The 17,728-nt window shown below is 68.7% G+C and carries 16 protein-coding genes, 1 pseudogene and 1 riboswitch; of the genes and pseudogenes, 10 read left to right on the forward strand and 7 right to left on the reverse strand.

Features of this window, described 5'->3' with window-relative positions; all coding sequences use genetic code 11:
• The 4 genes and pseudogenes from AB4Z01_RS05860 to AB4Z01_RS05875 all read left to right on the forward strand — a co-directional run.
• Positions 1 to 317, forward strand: a pseudogene (locus tag AB4Z01_RS05860) (hypothetical protein); the annotation flags it as partial.
• 97 nt (positions 318 to 414) lie between these two features.
• Complete coding sequence (gene cysS, locus AB4Z01_RS05865; protein WP_441691524.1) at positions 415 to 1,797, forward strand: cysteine--tRNA ligase; 1,383 nt, start codon at positions 415 to 417, stop codon at positions 1,795 to 1,797.
• A gap of 4 nt (positions 1,798 to 1,801) precedes the next feature.
• The gene (cimA, locus tag AB4Z01_RS05870) at positions 1,802 to 3,397 is read left to right on the forward strand and encodes a citramalate synthase (protein WP_441691526.1); all 1,596 of its coding nucleotides are present in this window, start codon (positions 1,802 to 1,804) and stop codon (positions 3,395 to 3,397) included.
• Positions 3,397 to 4,173: an RNA methyltransferase gene (locus AB4Z01_RS05875; RefSeq protein ID WP_441691529.1), complete on the forward strand. Its 777-nt coding sequence runs from the start codon at positions 3,397 to 3,399 to the stop codon at positions 4,171 to 4,173. Before cimA ends, AB4Z01_RS05875 begins: the two co-directional genes overlap by 1 nt.
• 163 nt (positions 4,174 to 4,336) lie before the next feature.
• Here AB4Z01_RS05875 and AB4Z01_RS05880 read toward each other — a convergent pair whose 3' ends face one another.
• From AB4Z01_RS05880 to AB4Z01_RS05900, 5 genes are all read right to left on the reverse strand, one after another.
• Positions 4,337 to 4,984 (reverse strand): alpha/beta hydrolase family protein, encoded by a 648-nt coding sequence (locus AB4Z01_RS05880; RefSeq protein WP_441691532.1) that lies wholly within the window; start codon positions 4,982 to 4,984, stop codon positions 4,337 to 4,339.
• Between the two features lie 38 nt (positions 4,985 to 5,022).
• The gene (locus AB4Z01_RS05885) at positions 5,023 to 5,493 is read right to left on the reverse strand and encodes a Fur family transcriptional regulator (RefSeq protein WP_441691535.1); all 471 of its coding nucleotides are present in this window, start codon (positions 5,491 to 5,493) and stop codon (positions 5,023 to 5,025) included.
• Between the two features lie 10 nt (positions 5,494 to 5,503).
• Complete coding sequence (locus AB4Z01_RS05890) at positions 5,504 to 6,187, reverse strand: PadR family transcriptional regulator (RefSeq protein ID WP_441691537.1); 684 nt, start codon at positions 6,185 to 6,187, stop codon at positions 5,504 to 5,506.
• A gap of 221 nt (positions 6,188 to 6,408) precedes the next feature.
• Positions 6,409 to 8,274, reverse strand: a complete 1,866-nt coding sequence (locus AB4Z01_RS05895; RefSeq protein ID WP_441691540.1) for a hypothetical protein — start codon at positions 8,272 to 8,274, stop codon at positions 6,409 to 6,411.
• 224 nt (positions 8,275 to 8,498) lie between these two features.
• Complete coding sequence (locus AB4Z01_RS05900; protein WP_441691543.1) at positions 8,499 to 9,389, reverse strand: LysR family transcriptional regulator; 891 nt, start codon at positions 9,387 to 9,389, stop codon at positions 8,499 to 8,501.
• A 281-nt stretch (positions 9,390 to 9,670) separates the two neighbouring features.
• Between AB4Z01_RS05900 and AB4Z01_RS05905 the strand changes: the two genes are divergently transcribed.
• The 3 genes from AB4Z01_RS05905 (at position 9,671) to AB4Z01_RS05915 (ending at position 13,299) form a co-directional block, all read left to right on the forward strand.
• On the forward strand, positions 9,671 to 10,144 hold the full coding sequence (locus AB4Z01_RS05905; RefSeq protein ID WP_441691546.1) for a (2Fe-2S)-binding protein: 474 nt from the start codon (positions 9,671 to 9,673) through the stop codon (positions 10,142 to 10,144).
• A 10-nt stretch (positions 10,145 to 10,154) separates the two neighbouring features.
• Positions 10,155 to 12,398, forward strand: coding sequence for a molybdopterin cofactor-binding domain-containing protein (locus AB4Z01_RS05910; protein ID WP_441691549.1), 2,244 nt, complete (start codon positions 10,155 to 10,157; stop codon positions 12,396 to 12,398).
• A 64-nt stretch (positions 12,399 to 12,462) separates the two neighbouring features.
• Complete coding sequence (locus AB4Z01_RS05915) at positions 12,463 to 13,299, forward strand: SDR family oxidoreductase (protein WP_441691552.1); 837 nt, start codon at positions 12,463 to 12,465, stop codon at positions 13,297 to 13,299.
• 30 nt (positions 13,300 to 13,329) lie between these two features.
• Here the strand turns inward: AB4Z01_RS05915 and AB4Z01_RS05920 are convergent, their stop codons facing one another.
• On the reverse strand, positions 13,330 to 13,899 hold the full coding sequence (locus AB4Z01_RS05920; protein WP_441691555.1) for a type II toxin-antitoxin system VapC family toxin: 570 nt from the start codon (positions 13,897 to 13,899) through the stop codon (positions 13,330 to 13,332).
• Positions 13,889 to 14,179 carry a hypothetical protein gene (locus AB4Z01_RS05925; RefSeq protein WP_441691558.1) on the reverse strand — a complete coding sequence of 97 codons (291 nt, stop codon included), beginning with the start codon at positions 14,177 to 14,179 and terminating at the stop codon, positions 13,889 to 13,891. Before AB4Z01_RS05925 ends, AB4Z01_RS05920 begins: the two co-directional genes overlap by 11 nt.
• Positions 14,180 to 14,505: 326 nt before the next feature.
• Positions 14,506 to 14,733, forward strand: a riboswitch (cobalamin riboswitch).
• A 34-nt stretch (positions 14,734 to 14,767) separates the two neighbouring features.
• Here AB4Z01_RS05925 and AB4Z01_RS05930 point away from each other — a divergent pair.
• The 3 genes from AB4Z01_RS05930 to AB4Z01_RS05940 are packed head-to-tail and all read left to right on the forward strand — an operon-like array spanning position 14,768 to position 17,588.
• Entirely contained in the window at positions 14,768 to 15,796 is a 1,029-nt protein-coding gene (locus AB4Z01_RS05930) for an ABC transporter substrate-binding protein (RefSeq protein WP_441691561.1), read from the forward strand.
• The gene (locus tag AB4Z01_RS05935; protein WP_441691564.1) at positions 15,793 to 16,827 is read left to right on the forward strand and encodes a FecCD family ABC transporter permease; all 1,035 of its coding nucleotides are present in this window, start codon (positions 15,793 to 15,795) and stop codon (positions 16,825 to 16,827) included. The genes AB4Z01_RS05930 and AB4Z01_RS05935 overlap by 4 nt, the downstream gene beginning before the upstream one ends.
• On the forward strand, positions 16,824 to 17,588 hold the full coding sequence (locus AB4Z01_RS05940; protein ID WP_441691566.1) for an ABC transporter ATP-binding protein: 765 nt from the start codon (positions 16,824 to 16,826) through the stop codon (positions 17,586 to 17,588). The genes AB4Z01_RS05935 and AB4Z01_RS05940 overlap by 4 nt, the downstream gene beginning before the upstream one ends.
• Positions 17,589 to 17,728 lie beyond the last annotated feature (140 nt).

Below are 17,728 nucleotides of genomic sequence, written 5' to 3' on the forward strand. Positions count from 1 at the left end.
AGAAGATCCGCCCGTCCGCGGCGGCGCCGGCGGCCCGTCAGGCCGCCCCGGCACTTCGCCCGGACCCGGCGCCGGCCCCGCGACCGGTGGAGCCGGCACCCCGCCTGCGCGTGAAGCCACCGACCGAGCCTGCCCGCGCGGCCCGGCTGGGGCCTGCGGTGGCGGAACCGCCGCGCCCTTCTCCGGCGGCCCGYGCCCATCGCCCGTCGCTGACCGCCCAGTTCGACGAGCCTGAGGCAGCCCCCGCCGGCCCGCCGCTGATGGCCGGCACCCCGGTGGTGCCGCAGCGCAAGGGCTGGTTCGGCAAGCGTCGCTGACCGGGCTGCCCTGCGGCCGGAGCCTTGGACGCCAGGGGCCTGATCTGGTAATCGTCGCGGTCCCGACCGGACAGGTCTGACCTTAGGATTGCGGCCCGTGGCGCTCTCTCTGCACAACACGCTCACCCGGACGAAGGAGCTCTTCGTCCCGATCGACCCGAGCCATGTGCGGATGTATGTCTGCGGCCCGACGGTCTACGACTACGCCCATATCGGCAACGCCCGGCCGATCGTCGTCTTCGACGTGCTGTACCGGCTGCTGCGGACGCTGTATCCGCAGGTGACCTATGCCCGCAACATCACCGACATCGAAGACAAGATCATCGAGCGGGCGAAGGCCAACGGGGAATCGATCGGTGAGCTGACCCGGCGCACCGGCGAGGTCTTCGCCGCGGACATGGCGGCGCTGGGCGCCCTGCTGCCCGATATCCAGCCGCGCGCCACCGAGCATATCCCGCAGATGCAGGCGATGATCGGCACGCTGATCGACAAGGGCCACGCCTACGCCGCCGATGGCCATGTGCTGTTCAATGTGCCGTCGATGCCGGATTACGGCCAGTTGTCGCGCCGCAACCGCGACGAGCTGATCGACGGCGCCCGGATCGACGTGGCGCCCTACAAGCGCGACCCGGCCGATTTCGTGCTGTGGAAGCCGTCGACCGAGGACCAGCCGGGCTGGGACAGCCCCTGGGGCCGCGGCCGGCCGGGCTGGCACATCGAATGCTCGGCCATGGCCGCCGCCCATCTCGGCACCATCTTCGACATCCATGCCGGCGGCATCGACCTCGTCTTCCCGCATCACGAGAACGAGATCGCCCAGAGCCGCTGCGCCCATGGCACGCCGGTGATGGCGAATACCTGGCTGCACAACGGCTTCCTGCAGGTCGAAGGCCAGAAGATGTCGAAGTCGCTCGGCAACTTCTACACGCCGCACGAGCTGCTGGAGGAGTTCCCCGGCGAGGTGCTGCGCTATGCCCTGCTGTCGGGCCACTACCGCCAGCCCTTCGACTTCACCAAGGACGGGGTGCGCCAGGCCCGGGCGGCGCTCGACCGGTTCTATGGCGCGCTGCGTGCCATCGGCCCCGCGTCGATCGAACCGGGCGAGGTGCCCCCGGCTGTGCTGGCGGCGCTGGAGGACGACCTCAACACGCCGGAGGCTCTGGCCGCACTGCACGAAACCGTGGGTGAGCTGAACAAGGCGACGGATCCCGCCGAGCAGGCCCGCCTCAAGGCCGGATTGCTGGCCGGCGGCCGACTGCTGGGCTTGCTGGAGCAGGAGCCGGAGGACTGGTTCCGCTGGCGGCCGAAGGCGGATTCGGGGCTGGACGACGCCGAGATCGACGCGCTGGTGGCAGACCGCCGGGCGGCGCGGGCGGCGAAGGACTTCGCCGAGGCCGACCGCCTCCGCGACCTGCTGGTGGCCGCCGGCATCGCCCTGGAGGACAAGCCGGACCGCACGCTGTGGCGCCGGGTGGGGTGAGGCGATGAGCGAGCGGATCTGGCTGTTCGACACCACCCTGCGCGACGGGGCGCAGACCCAGGGCGTGGACTTCTCGGTGGCCGACAAGATCGCCATCGCCAAGAAGCTCGACGCGCTCGGCATCGATTATGTCGAGGGCGGCTGGCCGGGTGCCAACCCGACCGACGACGCGCTGTTCCGCGACCCGCCGAAGCTGGCGCATGCCCGCTTCACCGCCTTCGGCATGACCCGGCGGCCGGGCCGCAGCGCCGCCAACGACCCCGGCCTGTCGGCGCTGCTGAACTGCGATGTCCAGGCGATCACCATCGTCGGCAAGACCTGGGACTTCCATGTCGATGTCGCGCTGAACATCCCGCGCGAGGAGAATCTCGAGCTGATCCGCGACAGCGTTGCGGAGATCGTCGGCCGCGGCCGCGAGGCCGGCTTCGACTGCGAGCATTTCTTCGACGGGTACAAGGCCAATCCGGACTATGCCCTGGCCTGCGCCAGGGCGGCGTACGAGGCCGGGGCCCGCTGGGTGGTGCTGTGCGACACCAATGGCGGCGCCCTGCCGCATGAGGTGAGCGAGATCGTCACGGCGGTGGCCCGGCACATCCCGGGCGACCGGCTGGGCATCCACACCCATGACGACACCGGCAACGCCGTCGCCAACAGCCTGGCGGCGGTGCGGGCCGGGGCGCGCCAGATCCAGGGCACGCTGAACGGCCTGGGCGAGCGCTGCGGYAACGCCAACCTGATCACCCTGATCCCGACCCTGGCGCTGAAGATGGGCTACGAGACCGGCGTGACCGAGGCCGGCCTGGCCTCGCTGACCGATCTCAGCCACTGGTTCGACGAGCGGCTGGACCGCACGCCGCAATCCGGCGCGCCCTATGTTGGCGGCCGCGCCTTCGCCCACAAGGGTGGGCTGCACGTCTCCGCCATCGCCAAGGACCCGCGCTCCTACGAGCATGTGGCGCCGGAGCGGGTGGGCAACCGCCGCCACCTCGTCGTCTCCGACCAGGCCGGGCGGGCGAACATCCTGGCCCGCTTCGCCGAGATCGGCGTCGCCATCGACCCGAAGGACCGCAATGTCGAGCGGCTGGTCGACCTGGTGAAGCAACGCGAATTCGAGGGCTATTCCTACGATACCGCCGCCGCCAGCTTCGAGCTGCTGGCCCGGCGCATGCTGGGCCAGGTGCCGGCCTATTTCGCCATGGACCGCTTCACCGTGGTCGATGAGCGGCGCTTCAACGCCCGCGGCGAGGTGGTGCAGGAATCCGAGGCCACGGTGCTGCTGCGCGTCGGCGACAAGACCTGGCACGAGGTGTCCTTCGGCAACGGCCCGGTCAACGCGCTCGACAACGCCATGCGCAAGGCGCTGGAGCCGATCTATCCCGGGCTGAAGCCGCTGCGGCTGGTCGACTTCAAGGTCCGCATCCTGCGCTCGAACGAAGGCACCGGCGCCATGCCGCGCGTGATGATCGAGACCGAGGACGCCGACGGTACCCGCTGGTCGACCATCGGGGTCTCGACCAACGTCATCGACGCCTCCTTCGAGGCGCTGGGCGACAGCTTCACCTATGCGCTGCTGCAGGCCGGCGCCACGGCTCCAATCTGATGGCCGGCACCGACCAGACCCGCGACCCGCTGCTGGGCGGCCCGGCGATCATCCTGATCGAGCCGCAGATGGGCGAGAACATCGGCACCGCGGCACGGGCGATGCTGAATTGCGGCCTGACCGACCTGCGCCTGGTGCGGCCGCGCGACGGCTGGCCGAACCCGAAGGCGGTGCCGACCGCCTCCGGCGCCGATGCCGTGCTCGACCATGTCCGGGTGTTCGACCGCACCGAGGATGCGATCGCCGATCTCGGCGCCGTCTACGCCACCACGGCGCGGCTGCGCGACCAGCTGAAGCCGGTGGTGACGCCGCGCCGGGCGGCCGTGGAGATGCGGGCGCACCATGCCGCGGGAGTCGGGGCCGGCATCCTGTTCGGGCCGGAACGCACCGGCATGACCAATGACGATGTCGCCCTGGCCGATGCCGTGGTCAACGTGCCGCTGAATCCCGCCTTCTCCTCGCTGAATCTGGGCCAGGCGGTGCTGCTGGTGTCCTATGAATGGTTCACCGCCGGCAACGCGACGCCGGAGCGGCGGCTGGACTATGAGGAGGACGCGCCGCCGGCGACCAAGGACCAGCTGGTCAACATGTTCGAGCATCTGGAGGAGGCGCTGGACGCCGGCAACTTCTTCCGGGTGCCGGAGAAGAAGCCCAGCATGCAGCGCAACATCCGCGCCTTCCTGCAGCGCGCCCAGCTGTCGGAGCAGGAGGTGCGGACCCTGCACGGCATGATCGTCGCCCTCTCCGGCCGCCGGAAGGGCGGGGGCGGGGAGTAATACCGGCGCCKGCTTCGAGAGCGACTCTTCCAGCTCCTCCCTCGTCATGGCGAGGAGCGAAGCGACGTGGCCATCCATCTGTGGACGGCCGGAGCCACTGGATGGCCACGCCCCTGCGGGGCTCGCCATGACGGGTTAAGGTTTCGGGCCGCCGGTATAAGGATCAGCCCGTCGGCCGCGTGATCCGTCCGGCCCAGTCGGACACAGCAGCAGCCATCGTCCGCAGATGGTCGGCGGCGGTGAAACCGGAGATGCTCTTGCGCGGCTTCAGGTCGTGGTCGCCATCCTCCAGCCACAACAGTTCGATCCGGTCCGACAGGGCGTAACCGGCGACCTCGTCTCGCGTCCCGAACTCGTCGCGCGTGCCCTGGCAGATCAGCGTCGGCGTCGCCAGCCCGGCGAGATGCGCGGTGCGCAGCTGCGCCGGCTTGCCCGGCGGGTGGAAGGGGTAGCCCAGGCACAGCAGCCCGGCGATGAGGCCGGCGGCATGCAGCTCGTCGGCGGCCATCGAGGCCACACGGCCGCCCATCGACTTGCCGCCGATGATCAGCGGTCCCGTGGCGCCGAGGGCGTCGACCGCCGCCCGGTATTCCGGGATCACGGTATCGGCCCGCGGCGGCGGCTTGCGCTGCCCGTCACGCCGCGCCGCCATGTAGCCGAACTCGAAGCGCGCCACCCGGAACCCGGCTTCTGCCAGCGCCTTCGCCGCCGCGGTCATCGAGGCCGAATCCATCGGCGCTCCGGCGCCATGGGCGAGCAGGATGGTGATGCGAGCCTCAGGCGGCCCGTCGGTGAGGAAGGTCGGTGCCATTGGCCGACCCTAGCATGCCGGCGCGACCGGCCTGAATCTCAGGGAATGCAGGTGAGCTTGGCAAAGGCCGGGAGCGGGTCGGGATCGGCCAAGGGGGCCTCCGGATGCAGCTTCTCGACCTCGAGCTCGAACCGGGCGCGGACCAGGCGGTAGCCGAACTGGCGCAGCACGTCGGCCAGGGCGGCGCGCAGCTGGACCTCGCCCAGCGTCAGCGTCTCCACCGGCGGCGCGGCGGCCGGGCCGATCGCCAGCCGTTTCGGCGCGTCGTCGCGCCAGCCGGTGAGGCCGGACCGGCGCAGCGCCGCCAGGAAGCGGTAGACGGTGGCCAGGCTGATCCGCGAGTCCAGCCGGCGTGCTCTACCCCAGATTTCCCGGGCGTCGAGCGCGCGGTCGGCCTCGGCCAGCACCGCCAGCAGGATGCGGCGCGGCCGGGTCGGCCGCAGCCCGGCGTCGCGCAGCCGGGCCAGGGCAGGGGCAGGCCCGGGGTGGGGAAGAAGGGCGGGGCTCATGCCGCCGCCCTCAGTTGCGCCGGATCTCGGCCGCGGCCCGGGCCAGGATCTCGACGATCCGGGTCTCGGCGTCGGGGTCGGTGCCGGCATCCAGCTTCTGCTCGCTCGCCTCGCGCAGGTTGTCCAGCGCCGCGACCACCAGCGACGGCAGCCGGCTCGACCGTTCGCGCTCGCGGTCCCGCTCGCCGCCCATCATCTTGTTGACCCAGGCGATCTTCTCGCCGGCCGCGGCCAGGCGGCCCAGCACGGCGTCGATGATGCCGCGGTTGCTGTCGAGATAGGCGCGGCCCTCGGCGGTGATGGTGTAGAGCTTCTTGCTGCCCTCGGCCTCGACCGTGACGTAGCCGGCTTCCTCGAGATAGGTCAGGGTCGGGTAGACCGTGCCCGGGCTCGGGCTGTACCAGCCGCCGGTCTTGTCCTCGATCAGCTTGATGATCTCGTAGCCGTGGCGCGGCTGCTGCTCGATCAGGGCCAGGGCCAGCAGGCGCAGGTCGCCCTGGGCCAGCATCCGGCCGGCGCGCATCATGTCGCCGCCGCCGCCGAAGCCGCGGCCGCCGAACCCGCCGCCGAAGCCATGACCGAACATCCGTCCGCCCCGGCCGCGCCCGCCGGCCCACATCTCCTCGCCGCCGCCGCCGCAATCGCCGCGATGGCCATGATCGTCGCGATGACCGCGATGATGTCTTCCGAACATCGAATTCACTCCATAGGTTTCGATATATCGAAAGATATGGCGCTTGAAGATCGGTTTCAAGATATATCTTGAGATGTGTTTTTAACGATGAGCGGGCAATGACCTATCTCCCAGTGCCTCTGTCTGGGGTGAGGGCAGGCGATGGCCGGGCTTGCGGTTGCAGGCCCGACCTCTCTCGATCACTGATGACGAAAGGCAGCCTGGTCGGTTTGCGCAGGCGCCTATGCGATCCGGTTGTAGCGTAGATAGACCTCGTACCGGCTGTCCTCGTCATCGGCGACATACTCCCGGAACTCGCGATACGTCAGCGCGGTCTTGTCGAGCGGCGTCACCACCACTTCGAGATCCTGCGGCGATTGGTGCTGGGTGATTCCGCCCGTGGGCACATCGACATTGGTCAGCTCCGCGAACTCGATCACCGAGAAGCCAATGGCGTCATCCATGATCAGGTCCGCTGGTGCCCAGCGCGCAATGACCGCGATGATGGCAATGCCGATCACCGCGGCAATGGCGATCGCGACCGCTCCCTTGATGAAGCCGAGGACCTTGATCGCCGCTCCCGCCCCGGTGGTGAGCGCCTCTTTCAGCTTCTCCCAGGCCCGGCTCAGATAGTCGACGAAGGCGTCCTGGAAGTCGTTCAACTGCTCGCGGAACGCCCGCTCGCTGTCAACCTCGAAGCCGACCACGCTCATCGCCATCCCGAGTGCGGGCTGGGACTGGATGAAGATGGGTTGATCGATGGTCCGGTTCTCGCCCGAATCGACATCGCCGAAGCGCTTGGTGAGCTTCTGCAGCGAGCCGGTCGACCCGTCCGCCAACAACTCCGCCGCCAGGAAGGTGAGTGCCACCTCGTCCGAGCCGAAGGATTGCGGCGACGTCTCCTGCCGGGCCCGCATCCGCTCGGCGACGATCTGGAACCGCGCCGTTGCCGGCGGCACGATGTTGATGAACTCGCTGTTGGATAGCACCGTCGGCCCGAAGATCGGGAATCCGGTGGTGTTCGGCATCGCCAGTTGCAGCTCATAGATCCCCGGCGGCAGGTCGTCCGGCACGACGAAGCTTGCCTGGTCCTTCACGCGGCAATCGCGGATGAGCACGGTTTGCCCGCCGACCTCCTCGTTCAGCGGCGTGGTCAGGTCGCCGAAGACATGCGCATCCACTTCGGCAGAGCCGGCCCCGACCCGCGCCTTCAGCCGCACCTTCATGTCGATGTTCATGAAGTTGACGCCGCTCAGCATGACGCTGTCGCCGTTGGCGATGTCGGGCACCCGGGCGCAGACCGAATCGAGCAGTTCATTGCCCGGGCAGTTGCCGGTCTGGACGCTGCAATTCTGCCGGATGACTCCGTCAGAGCCGAGGATGAGCGTACAGCTCTGCTGGATTTCGCCCGGCAGCCGGTCGCCCAGCGGTATCGGCGGCCGGTGCGTTGCGGTGCGCAAGTCGTTGACCCGGCAGATCTGAAGCTGCGCCTCGAAAAATTCGCCACCGGGATCGAAGAAGCGATTGAGGCCCGGCCGCTCCTCCAGCGCGGTGACGTCCCCGAACGCGGTTTCGGCGGCCCGCAGCGTGATCTCGCGGACCACCGCCGCGGTCAACGTTGCGGTATCCACCGGCTTGGTGGGATCGGCGAGGATCGACGGATCGAGCCCGGCATCGCGCAGGTCCGCGGGCGTCGTCTCATAGCTGTCGACAGCGCAGGCCAGGACGCCCCGAACCGACGGCGACATGCCGGCGAAGACCGGAAACACCGCAGCTTCGAAATCGTTTGCCGCGCTTGCCCCTGCCAGGTGCCGTCGTGCCGTCTGAAAGAACGACGCGGCCAACGCGCTCGGAACGGAGCTGCGGGAGCGCAGCCGTTCGAGCTTCTGGGCACGACTCTGCTTCGGCTTGCAGCCAAGCCCAAGCGGGATGCAGGCGCCCTCTGTTCTGGGCGGTGCGCAGTCACTCGGGCACTCGGTGTCCGCTGGCTCCTTGTCCTCCGCGCAGCACGCGTGGACATGAACGTCGCCCTTGTTCTCGATATGAATATCGACCCGACAATGCGTCGTGCCGTTGGGATCCCTCGATCCACGCGCATCTTTCGTCATGTCAGCCTCCTAAGTTCTCATCGAACGTGCGACGGACTTGTCGGAGGACTGGCTCCCGAGACTTGCGTCTGCTTGCTCCAGCGCCGGCCCGAGGGCGGTGCTCGGTTGATTTTTTCTAAAACGGATTAAAAATTAAAACTAAAGATCTCTTAAGCGAATGAAAATGTCAATCTGCTAAAGATTGCATCGGGAGCGGAGGGATGCTGAATGCAGGCCGCGCCCGGCTAATCCCTCCAGCGCAGCGCATGGATGAGCGCTGCCAAGGCCGGCGGGGTGTGCCGCCGGCTGGGGTAATAGAGATAGAAGCCCGGAAAGGGCGGACACCAATCCTCGAGGGCCCGCACCAGACGGCCGGAGGCGACGAGGTCCGCCACCTGATAGTCGAACAGGATCGCGATCCCGAGCCCCCTCAGGGCGGCATCGAGCGAGAGGTCCGAGTCGTTCGAGATGAAGCTGCCCTGCACCCGGACCGACAATTCCCGGCCGTCGCGCTCGAATTCCCAGGCATAGAGTCCTCCGGCATGGCCACTGCGATAGTTGATGCAGGTATGGGCGGCCAGATCATGCGGGGTTTCCGGCCTCGGGCGCCGGGCGAAATAGGACGGTGATCCGACCACCGCCATGCTGATCTCGGGCGAGATGCGCACGGCGATCATGTCCTGGTCGATGCTTTCGCCCAGCCGCACGCCCGCGTCGAACCGGCCGGCGACGATGTCGGTGAAGCTGTCGTCGCTGACCACCTCCACCGCTATGTCGGGATAGGCAGGCAGGAACTGCGCAAGCGCGGTCATGACGAAGCCGGCGGCGGGTTTGGGTACGCTGATCCGCAAGCTGCCCGACGGGGTGTCCCGCAATTCGCTGAGCGAGGCCAGGCCGGCCTCGATGTCCGCCAGAGCCGGCCGCAGCATCCGCAGCAGGCGCTGGCCGGCATCCGTCGGCGCGACGCTGCGTGTCGTCCGGGCCAGGAGGCGCAGGCCGAGCCGCCGCTCGAGGGCGTTCATGGCATGGCTCAAAGCCGGTTGCGACATGCCCAGTTTCGCTGCGGCGCGCGTGAAGCTGCCCTCATCCGCGACGATCTGGAAGGCCGCAAGGTCGTTCAGCTGGTTCCGTTCCATTCATGCAGATACTGCATAGAAACGAGCCGCATTGCACTTGAATCACTTTGCTGCTCGGGCGCAGCGCAGCTCCTGCCCGCAATTTCGGCCGGGATTGATGCATCCGGTGAATAGACCCTATTGCGAGCCGCCGGCTAATCGGCAGATAGCGATCGTCGTAGCCTGCAGTGATCCAACAGGGATGGTGCGGACCTTCCGGATCCGCTGATCGGGTCGGCGGGTCCCGGACTCTGCGTCCTCGATCGGCTGGCAACGCCACCTCAGTCAGTCGCGAGGATAGTATGGTGCAGCTTGTTGTGAACGGCCGTGAGCACACGGTCGATGTCGACCCGGCCACGCCGATCCTTTGGGCCCTGCGCGATACGCTGGGCATGACCGGCACCAAGTTCGGCTGCGGCGCGGCTCTGTGCGGGGCCTGCACGGTGCATCTGGACGGCGAGGCCATCCGGTCCTGCAGCACGCCGGTGTCGGAGGCCGGGGGCAGGAAGATCACCACCATCGAGGCCGTCGCCGAGGGAGCTGACGGCATCGGCGCCGCGGTTCATGCGGCCTGGGTCAAGCATGACGTCGCCCAATGCGGCTACTGCCAGAGCGGCCAGATCATGAGCGCGACCGCCTTTCTCAGATCATTACCCAGCGGCGCGCGGCCGGCCGCCGCCGACATCGATGCCGCCATGTCCGGCAACATCTGCCGCTGCGGCACATATGCCCGCATCCGTGCGGCCGTCGCCGACGCCGCCAGCACGCTCGCCTGAAGGAGCCGCCATGTTGCACGATATCGACCCCGGCGAGCTGCCGCGCGCGCTTCAGCATCTGATGAGCCGCGGAGAGCGCGCGCCCAAGGCGCTGCCGCGCCGCAGCTTCCTCAAGCTGGCCGGTGCCGGCGGGCTGGCACTCGGTGTGTTTCCTCACCTCGCGATGGCCCAGGCGGGCGCGGCAGGCCAGGCCGCCAACGCCCTCAAGCCGACGCAGCAGCCCTCTGCCTTCGTGCAGATCGCCGGCAATGGCGAGGTCACCGTGACCATCAACCGGCTGGAGTTTGGACAGGGCGTCAACACCGCCCTGCCGATGATCCTGGCCGAGGAGCTCGACGCCGATTGGAGCCTGGTGCGCAGCCAACACGGCACGAATGACGCCGCCTATGTCGATCCGATCTTCGGCATCCACCTGACCGGCGGTTCCAACACGATCAAGAACAGCTTCACCCAGTATCGCGAGCTCGGCGCACGGGCTCGGGCCATGCTGCTCGCCGCCGCGGCAGCGCGCTGGAACGTCGACATCGTCACGTTGCGCACGCAGGCCGGCACCGTGCTCGGGCCCGGCGACCGCAAGGCCGGCTATGGCGAGCTGGCCGAGGCCGCCATGGCGCTGCCCGTGCCCGAGACCGTCGCGCTGAAGGACCCCAGGGACTTCCGCATCATCGGCCGTCCCACGCCGCGCCTGGATGCGCCGGCGAAGAGCAGCGGGCGGCAGGATTTCGGCATCGATATGCGCCTGCCCGGTCAGCTCACCGCCGTGGTGGCGCGCCCGCCGGTGTTCGGCGCCCGTCTGGCCGCGGTGGACGACAGTGCGGCCCGTGCGGTCAGGGGCGTCAAAGCGGTCCTGCGCGTGCCGCTGGACGGTGGCGCTGAAGGCGTGGCCGTGGTGGCCGAGGGCTACTGGCAGGCCACGCAGGGCCGGGAGGCGCTGACGCTGGAATGGGACACGTCGGCTGTCGAGAAGGTCGACAGCGAGAAGCAGCTTGCCCAGTACCGCGAACTGGCCGATCGCCCCGGGCCGCGCAAATTCGACGCCGACATGGCGCCGCTGGCCCCCGCGCCCCTGAAGCTCGATACCGAGTTCGTGTTTCCCTACCTTGCCCACGCAGCCATGGAACCGCTGAACTGCACGGTTCGGCTGTCCGACGATCGTGCCGAGATCTGGATGGGCAGCCAAAGCGCCGGGCTCGATGCCGGCGCTGCCGCGACCGCGCTCGGCCTCGAGCCGGATCAGGTCGTGGTCCACGTGCAGATGGCGGGCGGCGGCTTCGGCCGGCGCTTATCCAGCACCAACGATGTCGCGGTCGAGGCCTGCACGATCGCCAAGGCGGCGCGTGCAGCGGGACTGGATGCACCGGTGCGCACGCTGTGGAGCCGCGAAGACGACATGAGGGGCGGCTTCTACCGACCCATGCACCTGCATCGTGCGCGTATCGGCTTCGACGACAAAGGCAAGGTTCTGGCCTGGGATCATGTCATCGTCGGCCAGTCCATCCTGGCCGGGACCGTGTTCGCTGCTTTCCAGATCAAGGACGGTATCGACGCCACGGCCACGGAAGGCATGCGCGATCCCTATCCGCTGCCGATGCGTCTGACGGTGCACCATCCCAAGCTCAACGTGCCGGTGCTCTGGTGGCGCAGCGTCGGCTCCACCCACGCCGCCTTCGTGATGGAGACTCTGCTCGACGAGATCGCCCGGGCGACGCGGCAGGACCCGGTCGCCTATCGCATGCAGCTCTTCGGCGACGATCACCCGCGCCATCGCGCCGCCTTGCAGCTGGCGGTGGACAAGAGCGGCTACGGCAAGGCGCCCCTGCCGGCCGGCCGCGCCTGGGGCGTCGCCGTCCATGAGTCTTTCGAGTCGGTGGTCGCCTATGTGGTCGAAGCCTCGGTGCAGGACGGCCAGCCGACACTGCACCGCGTCACCGCCGGTATACACTGCAACCTGGCGGTCAATCCGCGCACCATCGAAGCGCAGGTCCAGGGTGCCGCCATCATGGGTCTGTCGATGTGCCTGGCCGGTTCGGCCATCACCCTCAAAGACGGCGTCGTCGAACAGGGCAATTTCGGCGACTACACGGTGGCCCGGATCACCGACGTGCCCGAATTCGATGTGAACATCGTGCCCAGCGCCGAGCCGCCGACGGGCATGGGCGAGCCCGGCCTGCCGCCGCTGGCGCCCGCCTTCGCCAATGCCATCGCGCAGCTCACCGGCAAGCCGCTGCGCCAGCTGCCCTTCAACCTCGCCTGAGACGCCACGACGGCAAGGCAGTTCGAGCGCGAAGCGCGCACCCGACCCATGAGAGGAATTCAAGGTGAGTAAAGTCTGGTTCATCACCGGTGCCGGCAGCGGCATTGGCGCTGCGACGGCACGGGCCGCCGTGAAGGCCGGCGACCGTGTGGTCGCGACGGGTCGCAATCTCGACAAGGTCCGCCGCGCGCTTGCCGACCTCGTCGGCGACAGCGTCGCTTTCGTCGCATTGGATGTGAGCAGCGAGACGCAGTCGCAGGCGGCGGTCGAAGCGGCCGTCACCGCATTCGGCCGCATCGACGTCCTGGTCAACAACGCCGGCTACAGCCTGCTCGGCAATTTCGAGGAATTGACCACCGAAGACATCCAGAGCCTGATGGCGACGAATTTCTACGGCGTCATGTTCGCGATGCGGGCAGTCCTCCCGGTCATGCGCAAGCAGCGGTCCGGCCGCATCATCAACATCAGCTCGCTCGCCGGTGTCATCGGCTTCAAGCATTGCGGAGCTTACAGCGCCGCCAAATTCGCGGTCGAGGGCCTGTCGCAGGCGGCGGCCCAGGAGGTCGAGCCGTTCGGCATCCGGATCACGACGGTCGCGCCCGGCTTCTTCCGCACGGATCTGCTCGATCCCGCCAACGTGACATACGCCGAAGGCTCGATCGACGACTACGCCGCGGAAGGTGCGGCGGAGGATATGTGGTCGGGCTATCACGGCAGCCAGCAGGGCGATCCCGCGAAGCTCGGCGAGGTCCTCGTGACGATCGCCGCCATGGCCGATCCGCCGAAGCAGTTTCTGGCCGGCAGCGATGCCGTGGCCGCATTCAAGCCCGTCATCGAGGCTCGCCTCGAAGAGCTGCGCTCATTCGAGGCGCTGTCCCGTTCGACCGACGGCTCGTTCTGAGCTTTCACACGCGTACACTTTGGGGTCGACTCAGCTCTGTTGCTCATAAAGGAGCACGCGGTTTGCCGGGAGAAGCTGGTCGAAGCAGTCGAAATCCCGGATATTGCGCGTCAGAACCGTCCATCCGCGTTCGAGCGCCTGAAGGTAGAGTCTCGCATCGTTCAGCAGGAGTGGCCGTTCGCTTCGCTCGACGCCGAGAAGGCGCGATACCAGGCCGGCAAGCATCCCGGCTTCACCCGTCGCGGTCTCTGAGGGTGCCGAGAGGCGATGGGGCGGAATGTCGTCGATCGTGCGTCGTATCTCGCGCAACACTGCCTTTGTGCCGGAATGCGCTGGATCGAGGCGTCCGAACAGATGCGTTATCTCCGCGAGGCAGACGGTCGAGTGATTGACGACCCGCGCTTCCAGCAGTTCATCGACGCTCGCCGGCGTGCGGCCCTGTAAAACATCGATGTAAACGCAGGTGTCGAGCAGCAATTCCGCGCCCGCCGAGGCTGGTGCCTCGACCACTGGCAAGTCGTCGATCGAGCGGCGCCGGATCGCATTCGCCGTGCGCTGCGGCTTGATCCGCCGCAGGGAGCGCGCGAGATCAAAGCTCAAGGTCGATGTCTTGCGCGATCCGGCCCTTGCGCCGGACGAGCTTCGTGCCGAAGTCGTCTTCGAGCGCGACCTTCGCCAAAGCGTATTCGAGCAACTCGGTGTCGGAGGAGATCCCCGACTTCTTCTTCGCGGCCGCAACCAGATCGCGGCGAATGCGCCCGCCGATTCGGCTGTTCTCACCGCCGAGCAATCCGAGCTGGCGCGCTGTGTCCATGACGACACGGCGCCGGAGGCTCGGTTGAACCGGCGTATCGAGCATGTCTGGAGTCGGCTTCAACATGGCAAGGCTCCTTGTTGGACAGAATAGAGATTCTGGCCAACAGGCTCAACATCCTTTGCAACAATGATCAGGGCAGAAGGTGGCCGTCCGCCGTCTGGGCCAGCAGCCGGACAGCAGCTAGCCCTCACGGTGCATCCTGCGCTGCCTCGGCACATCCCCATACCGTCATTGCGAGGAGGCGAAGCCGACGAAGCAATCCATGATTCCGCTCTCGCGGCCCTGGATTGCTTCGCTGCGCTCGCAATGACGGTGTGGGTTGGAGAGGGGAAGCTAGAGGGCAGAACCGATGGAACCTCCGCCTCGATTGACCGGCTCTCGGCGTCGCTGATACACATCGCGACGACGGTTCCCCTAGGGGATCAAAAGGGAACACGGTGGCGCCCCCGATCTAAGGTGAGGGGGCGGAATCCGTGGCTGCCCCCGCAACTGTCAGCGGATCGCCGAGCGTCCTCGTGGCCCCTCAAGGGCCATGCCACTGCCCGCGCGCGGGTGGGAAGGCAGGCGCGAAGCCATGATCCGCGAGCCAGGAGACCTGCCGTCGCAGCGCAACCCGTTTCCCGGGCGGGGTGGCCCGGGCAGGAGGTTTTCGTGGCGGCATTCCGGTCTTTCTCTTCGCATGTCCTGGCCCTGGCCGGGCTTCTCGTCCTGTCGCCGGCGGCCTGGGCCGACCCGACGCAGTATCCGCTGACCATCCGCAACTGCGGCGTCGACATCACCGTCGCCAAGGCGCCGCGGCGCGCCGTGTCGATCGGGCAGAGCAGCACCGAGATCCTGCTGTCGCTCGGCCTGGCCGACCGCATCGTCGGCACCGCCGTCTGGTTCGGCCCGGTGCTGCCGGCCTATGAGGCGGCGAACGCCAGGATCCCGCGCCTGGCCGACAACGACCCCAGCTTCGAATCCGTGGTCGGCAAGGAGCCGGAGCTGGTGACGGCCCAGTTCGAATGGCATGTCGGGCCGCAGGGTTCGGTCGGCACCCGCGAGCAGTTCGCCGGCCTCGGCATCCCGACCTACATCTCGCCGGCCGATTGCGTCGAGAAGGACAATTCCGGCGGCGGCGACGGCGTGCGCAAGCAGCTGTTCAGCATGGACCTCGTCTATCAGGAGGTCCGCGACCTGGCGCGGATCTTCGACGTCGCCGACCGCGGCGAGGCGCTGGTCGCCGACCTGCGGCAGCGCGAGGCCGCGGCCATCGCCTCGGTGGCGGGCGCCCGGCTCGACAATGTGCCGATGGTGTTCTGGTTCTCCAGCAAGGAGGTCGCGGGCGAGGCCTTCGTCGCCGGCAAGAACGGCGTGCCCGCCTGGATCCTGCAGCAGCTCGGTGCCCGCAACGTCATCACCACCGAGGAGGAGTGGCCGCTGGTGAGCTGGGAGCGCATCGCCGCCGCCAACCCCGCGATCATCGTGATGGCGGAGATGAGCCGCCGCCGCTACGCCGCCGACGACACCGCGGTGAAGCTGACCTTCCTCGCCACCGACCCGGTCACCAGCCGGCTCGAGGCGGTCAAGGACAAGCGCATCGTGGTGATGGACGTGCAGGCGATGCAGCCCYCGATCCGCGCCGTCGACGGCATCGAGGCGGTGGCCCGCGGCATCAAGAGCTTCGGGCTCGGGGGATGAGGCCGCTGCTCGGCGACGGCTGGGGCGTCCGCGCCCTGCTGGCCGTGCTGTCCCTGGCGGCGCTGGTCGCGGCCATCGCCCTGGCCGTGTCGATCGGCGAGATGGCGATCCCGCTGGCCACCACGGTCCAGGCGCTGGCCAACCGGCTGTTCGGCGCCGGCTTCGCGCTCAGCCCGATCCAGGAAGGCGTGATCTGGGACTACCGGCTCAGCCGGGCCCTGGTCGCGGCCTGCTGCGGCGCCGCGCTGGCCCTGTCCGGCGCGATCCTGCAGGCGCTGCTGCGCAACCCGCTGGCCGAGCCCTATGTCCTCGGCATCTCCGCCGGGGCGTCGACCGGCGCCGTCGCGGTGATGATCGCGGGCTTCGGCGGCGGCGCCATCTCGCTGTCCGGCGGCGCCTTCATCGGCGCCGTCCTGGCCTTCGTCCTGGTGTCGCTGCTGGCGGCCGGAGTCGGCGGCGGCATCGACCGCGTGATCCTGGCCGGCGTCGCCGGGTCGCAGCTGTTCAACGCCCTGACCTCCACCATCGTCACCACCTCGGCCAATGCCGAGCAGGCGCGCGGCGTGATGTTCTGGCTGCTCGGCAGCCTCGGCGGGGTGCGCTGGCCGGATGTGCAGGTCGCGGTGCCGGTCGCGGCGATCGGCTTCGTCCTGTGCATCCTGCACGCCCGCGCGCTCGACGCCTTCACCTTCGGGGCCGACGCCGCCGCCTCGCTCGGCATCGCCGTCACCCGGGTGCGCGTGGTGCTGTTCGCGGCCACCGCGGCGATGACGGCGACCATGGTCAGCATCGTCGGATCGGTGGGGTTCGTCGGCCTCGTCATCCCCCATGCCGCGCGCTTCCTGGTCGGGCCGGGCCACGCCAGGCTGCTGCCGGCCACGGCGATGATCGGCGCCATCTTCATGGTGCTGGCCGACATCGTCTCCCGCATCATCATCCCGCAGCAGATCCTGCCGATCGGCGTGGTCACCGCCCTGTTCGGCGCGCCGGCCTTCGCCGTGCTGCTCTATCGGGCGAGGCGGGCGGCATGACCATCGCCACGCACGACGTGCGCTGGGCCGCCGGCGGCCGGATGATCGTCGACGGCGTCACGCTGCAGGCGGCGCCCGGCCGGATGCTGGGCCTGCTGGGCCCGAACGGCGCCGGGAAATCCACTTTGCTGCGCCTGATCTGCCGCCTGCGCCGGGTCGAGAGCGGCGTGATCACGCTCGGCGGTGCGGACATAGCGGACCTGCCCCGCGCGGCCATCGCCCGCCGCGTCGCCCTGGTCGAGCAGCAGGCGGCGACCGACATGCAGGTGTCGGTGCTCGACGTCGTCCGGCTCGGCCGCACCCCGCATCGCGGCCCGCTGTCGCCCTGGGGCGACCGCGACGACGCTGCGGTGGAGGACGCGCTGCGCCGGGTCGGGCTGGACGGCAAGCGCGGCCAATCCTGGCACACTTTGTCGGGCGGCGAGCGGCAGCGGGTGCAGATCGCGCGCGCCTTGGCCCAGACCCCGTCCGAGCTGCTGCTGGACGAGCCGACCAACCATCTCGACGTGCAGCACCAGCTCGAGATCCTGGCTTTGGTCGGCCGGCTGCCGGCGACCAGCATCGTCGCGCTGCACGACCTCAACCTGGCCGCCATGTTCTGCGACGCCGTGGCGCTGCTGCAGGACGGGCGGGTGGTCTGCGCCGGGCCGCCGGAGGAGATCCTGACCCAGGCCCGGATCCGCGAGGTGTTCGGGGTGCGGGCCCATGTCGAGCGGTCGCCGCATCACGGCCGGCCGCATATCCACTACCTGCCGGGGTAGGGATGGGTCGACCCGGGCTCGACGCGTTGCCTCTCCCGTCGCGCGAGACCTCTCCAGAATTCCCAGCACCGTCATTGCGAGCGCAGCGAAGCAATCCAGGGGCCGCACGCACTGGCCCCTGGATTGCTTCGTCGGCTTCG

It is taken from the genome of Inquilinus sp. YAF38 (assembly GCF_052113205.1).
Taxonomy (GTDB): Bacteria; Pseudomonadota; Alphaproteobacteria; order DSM-16000; family Inquilinaceae; genus Inquilinus.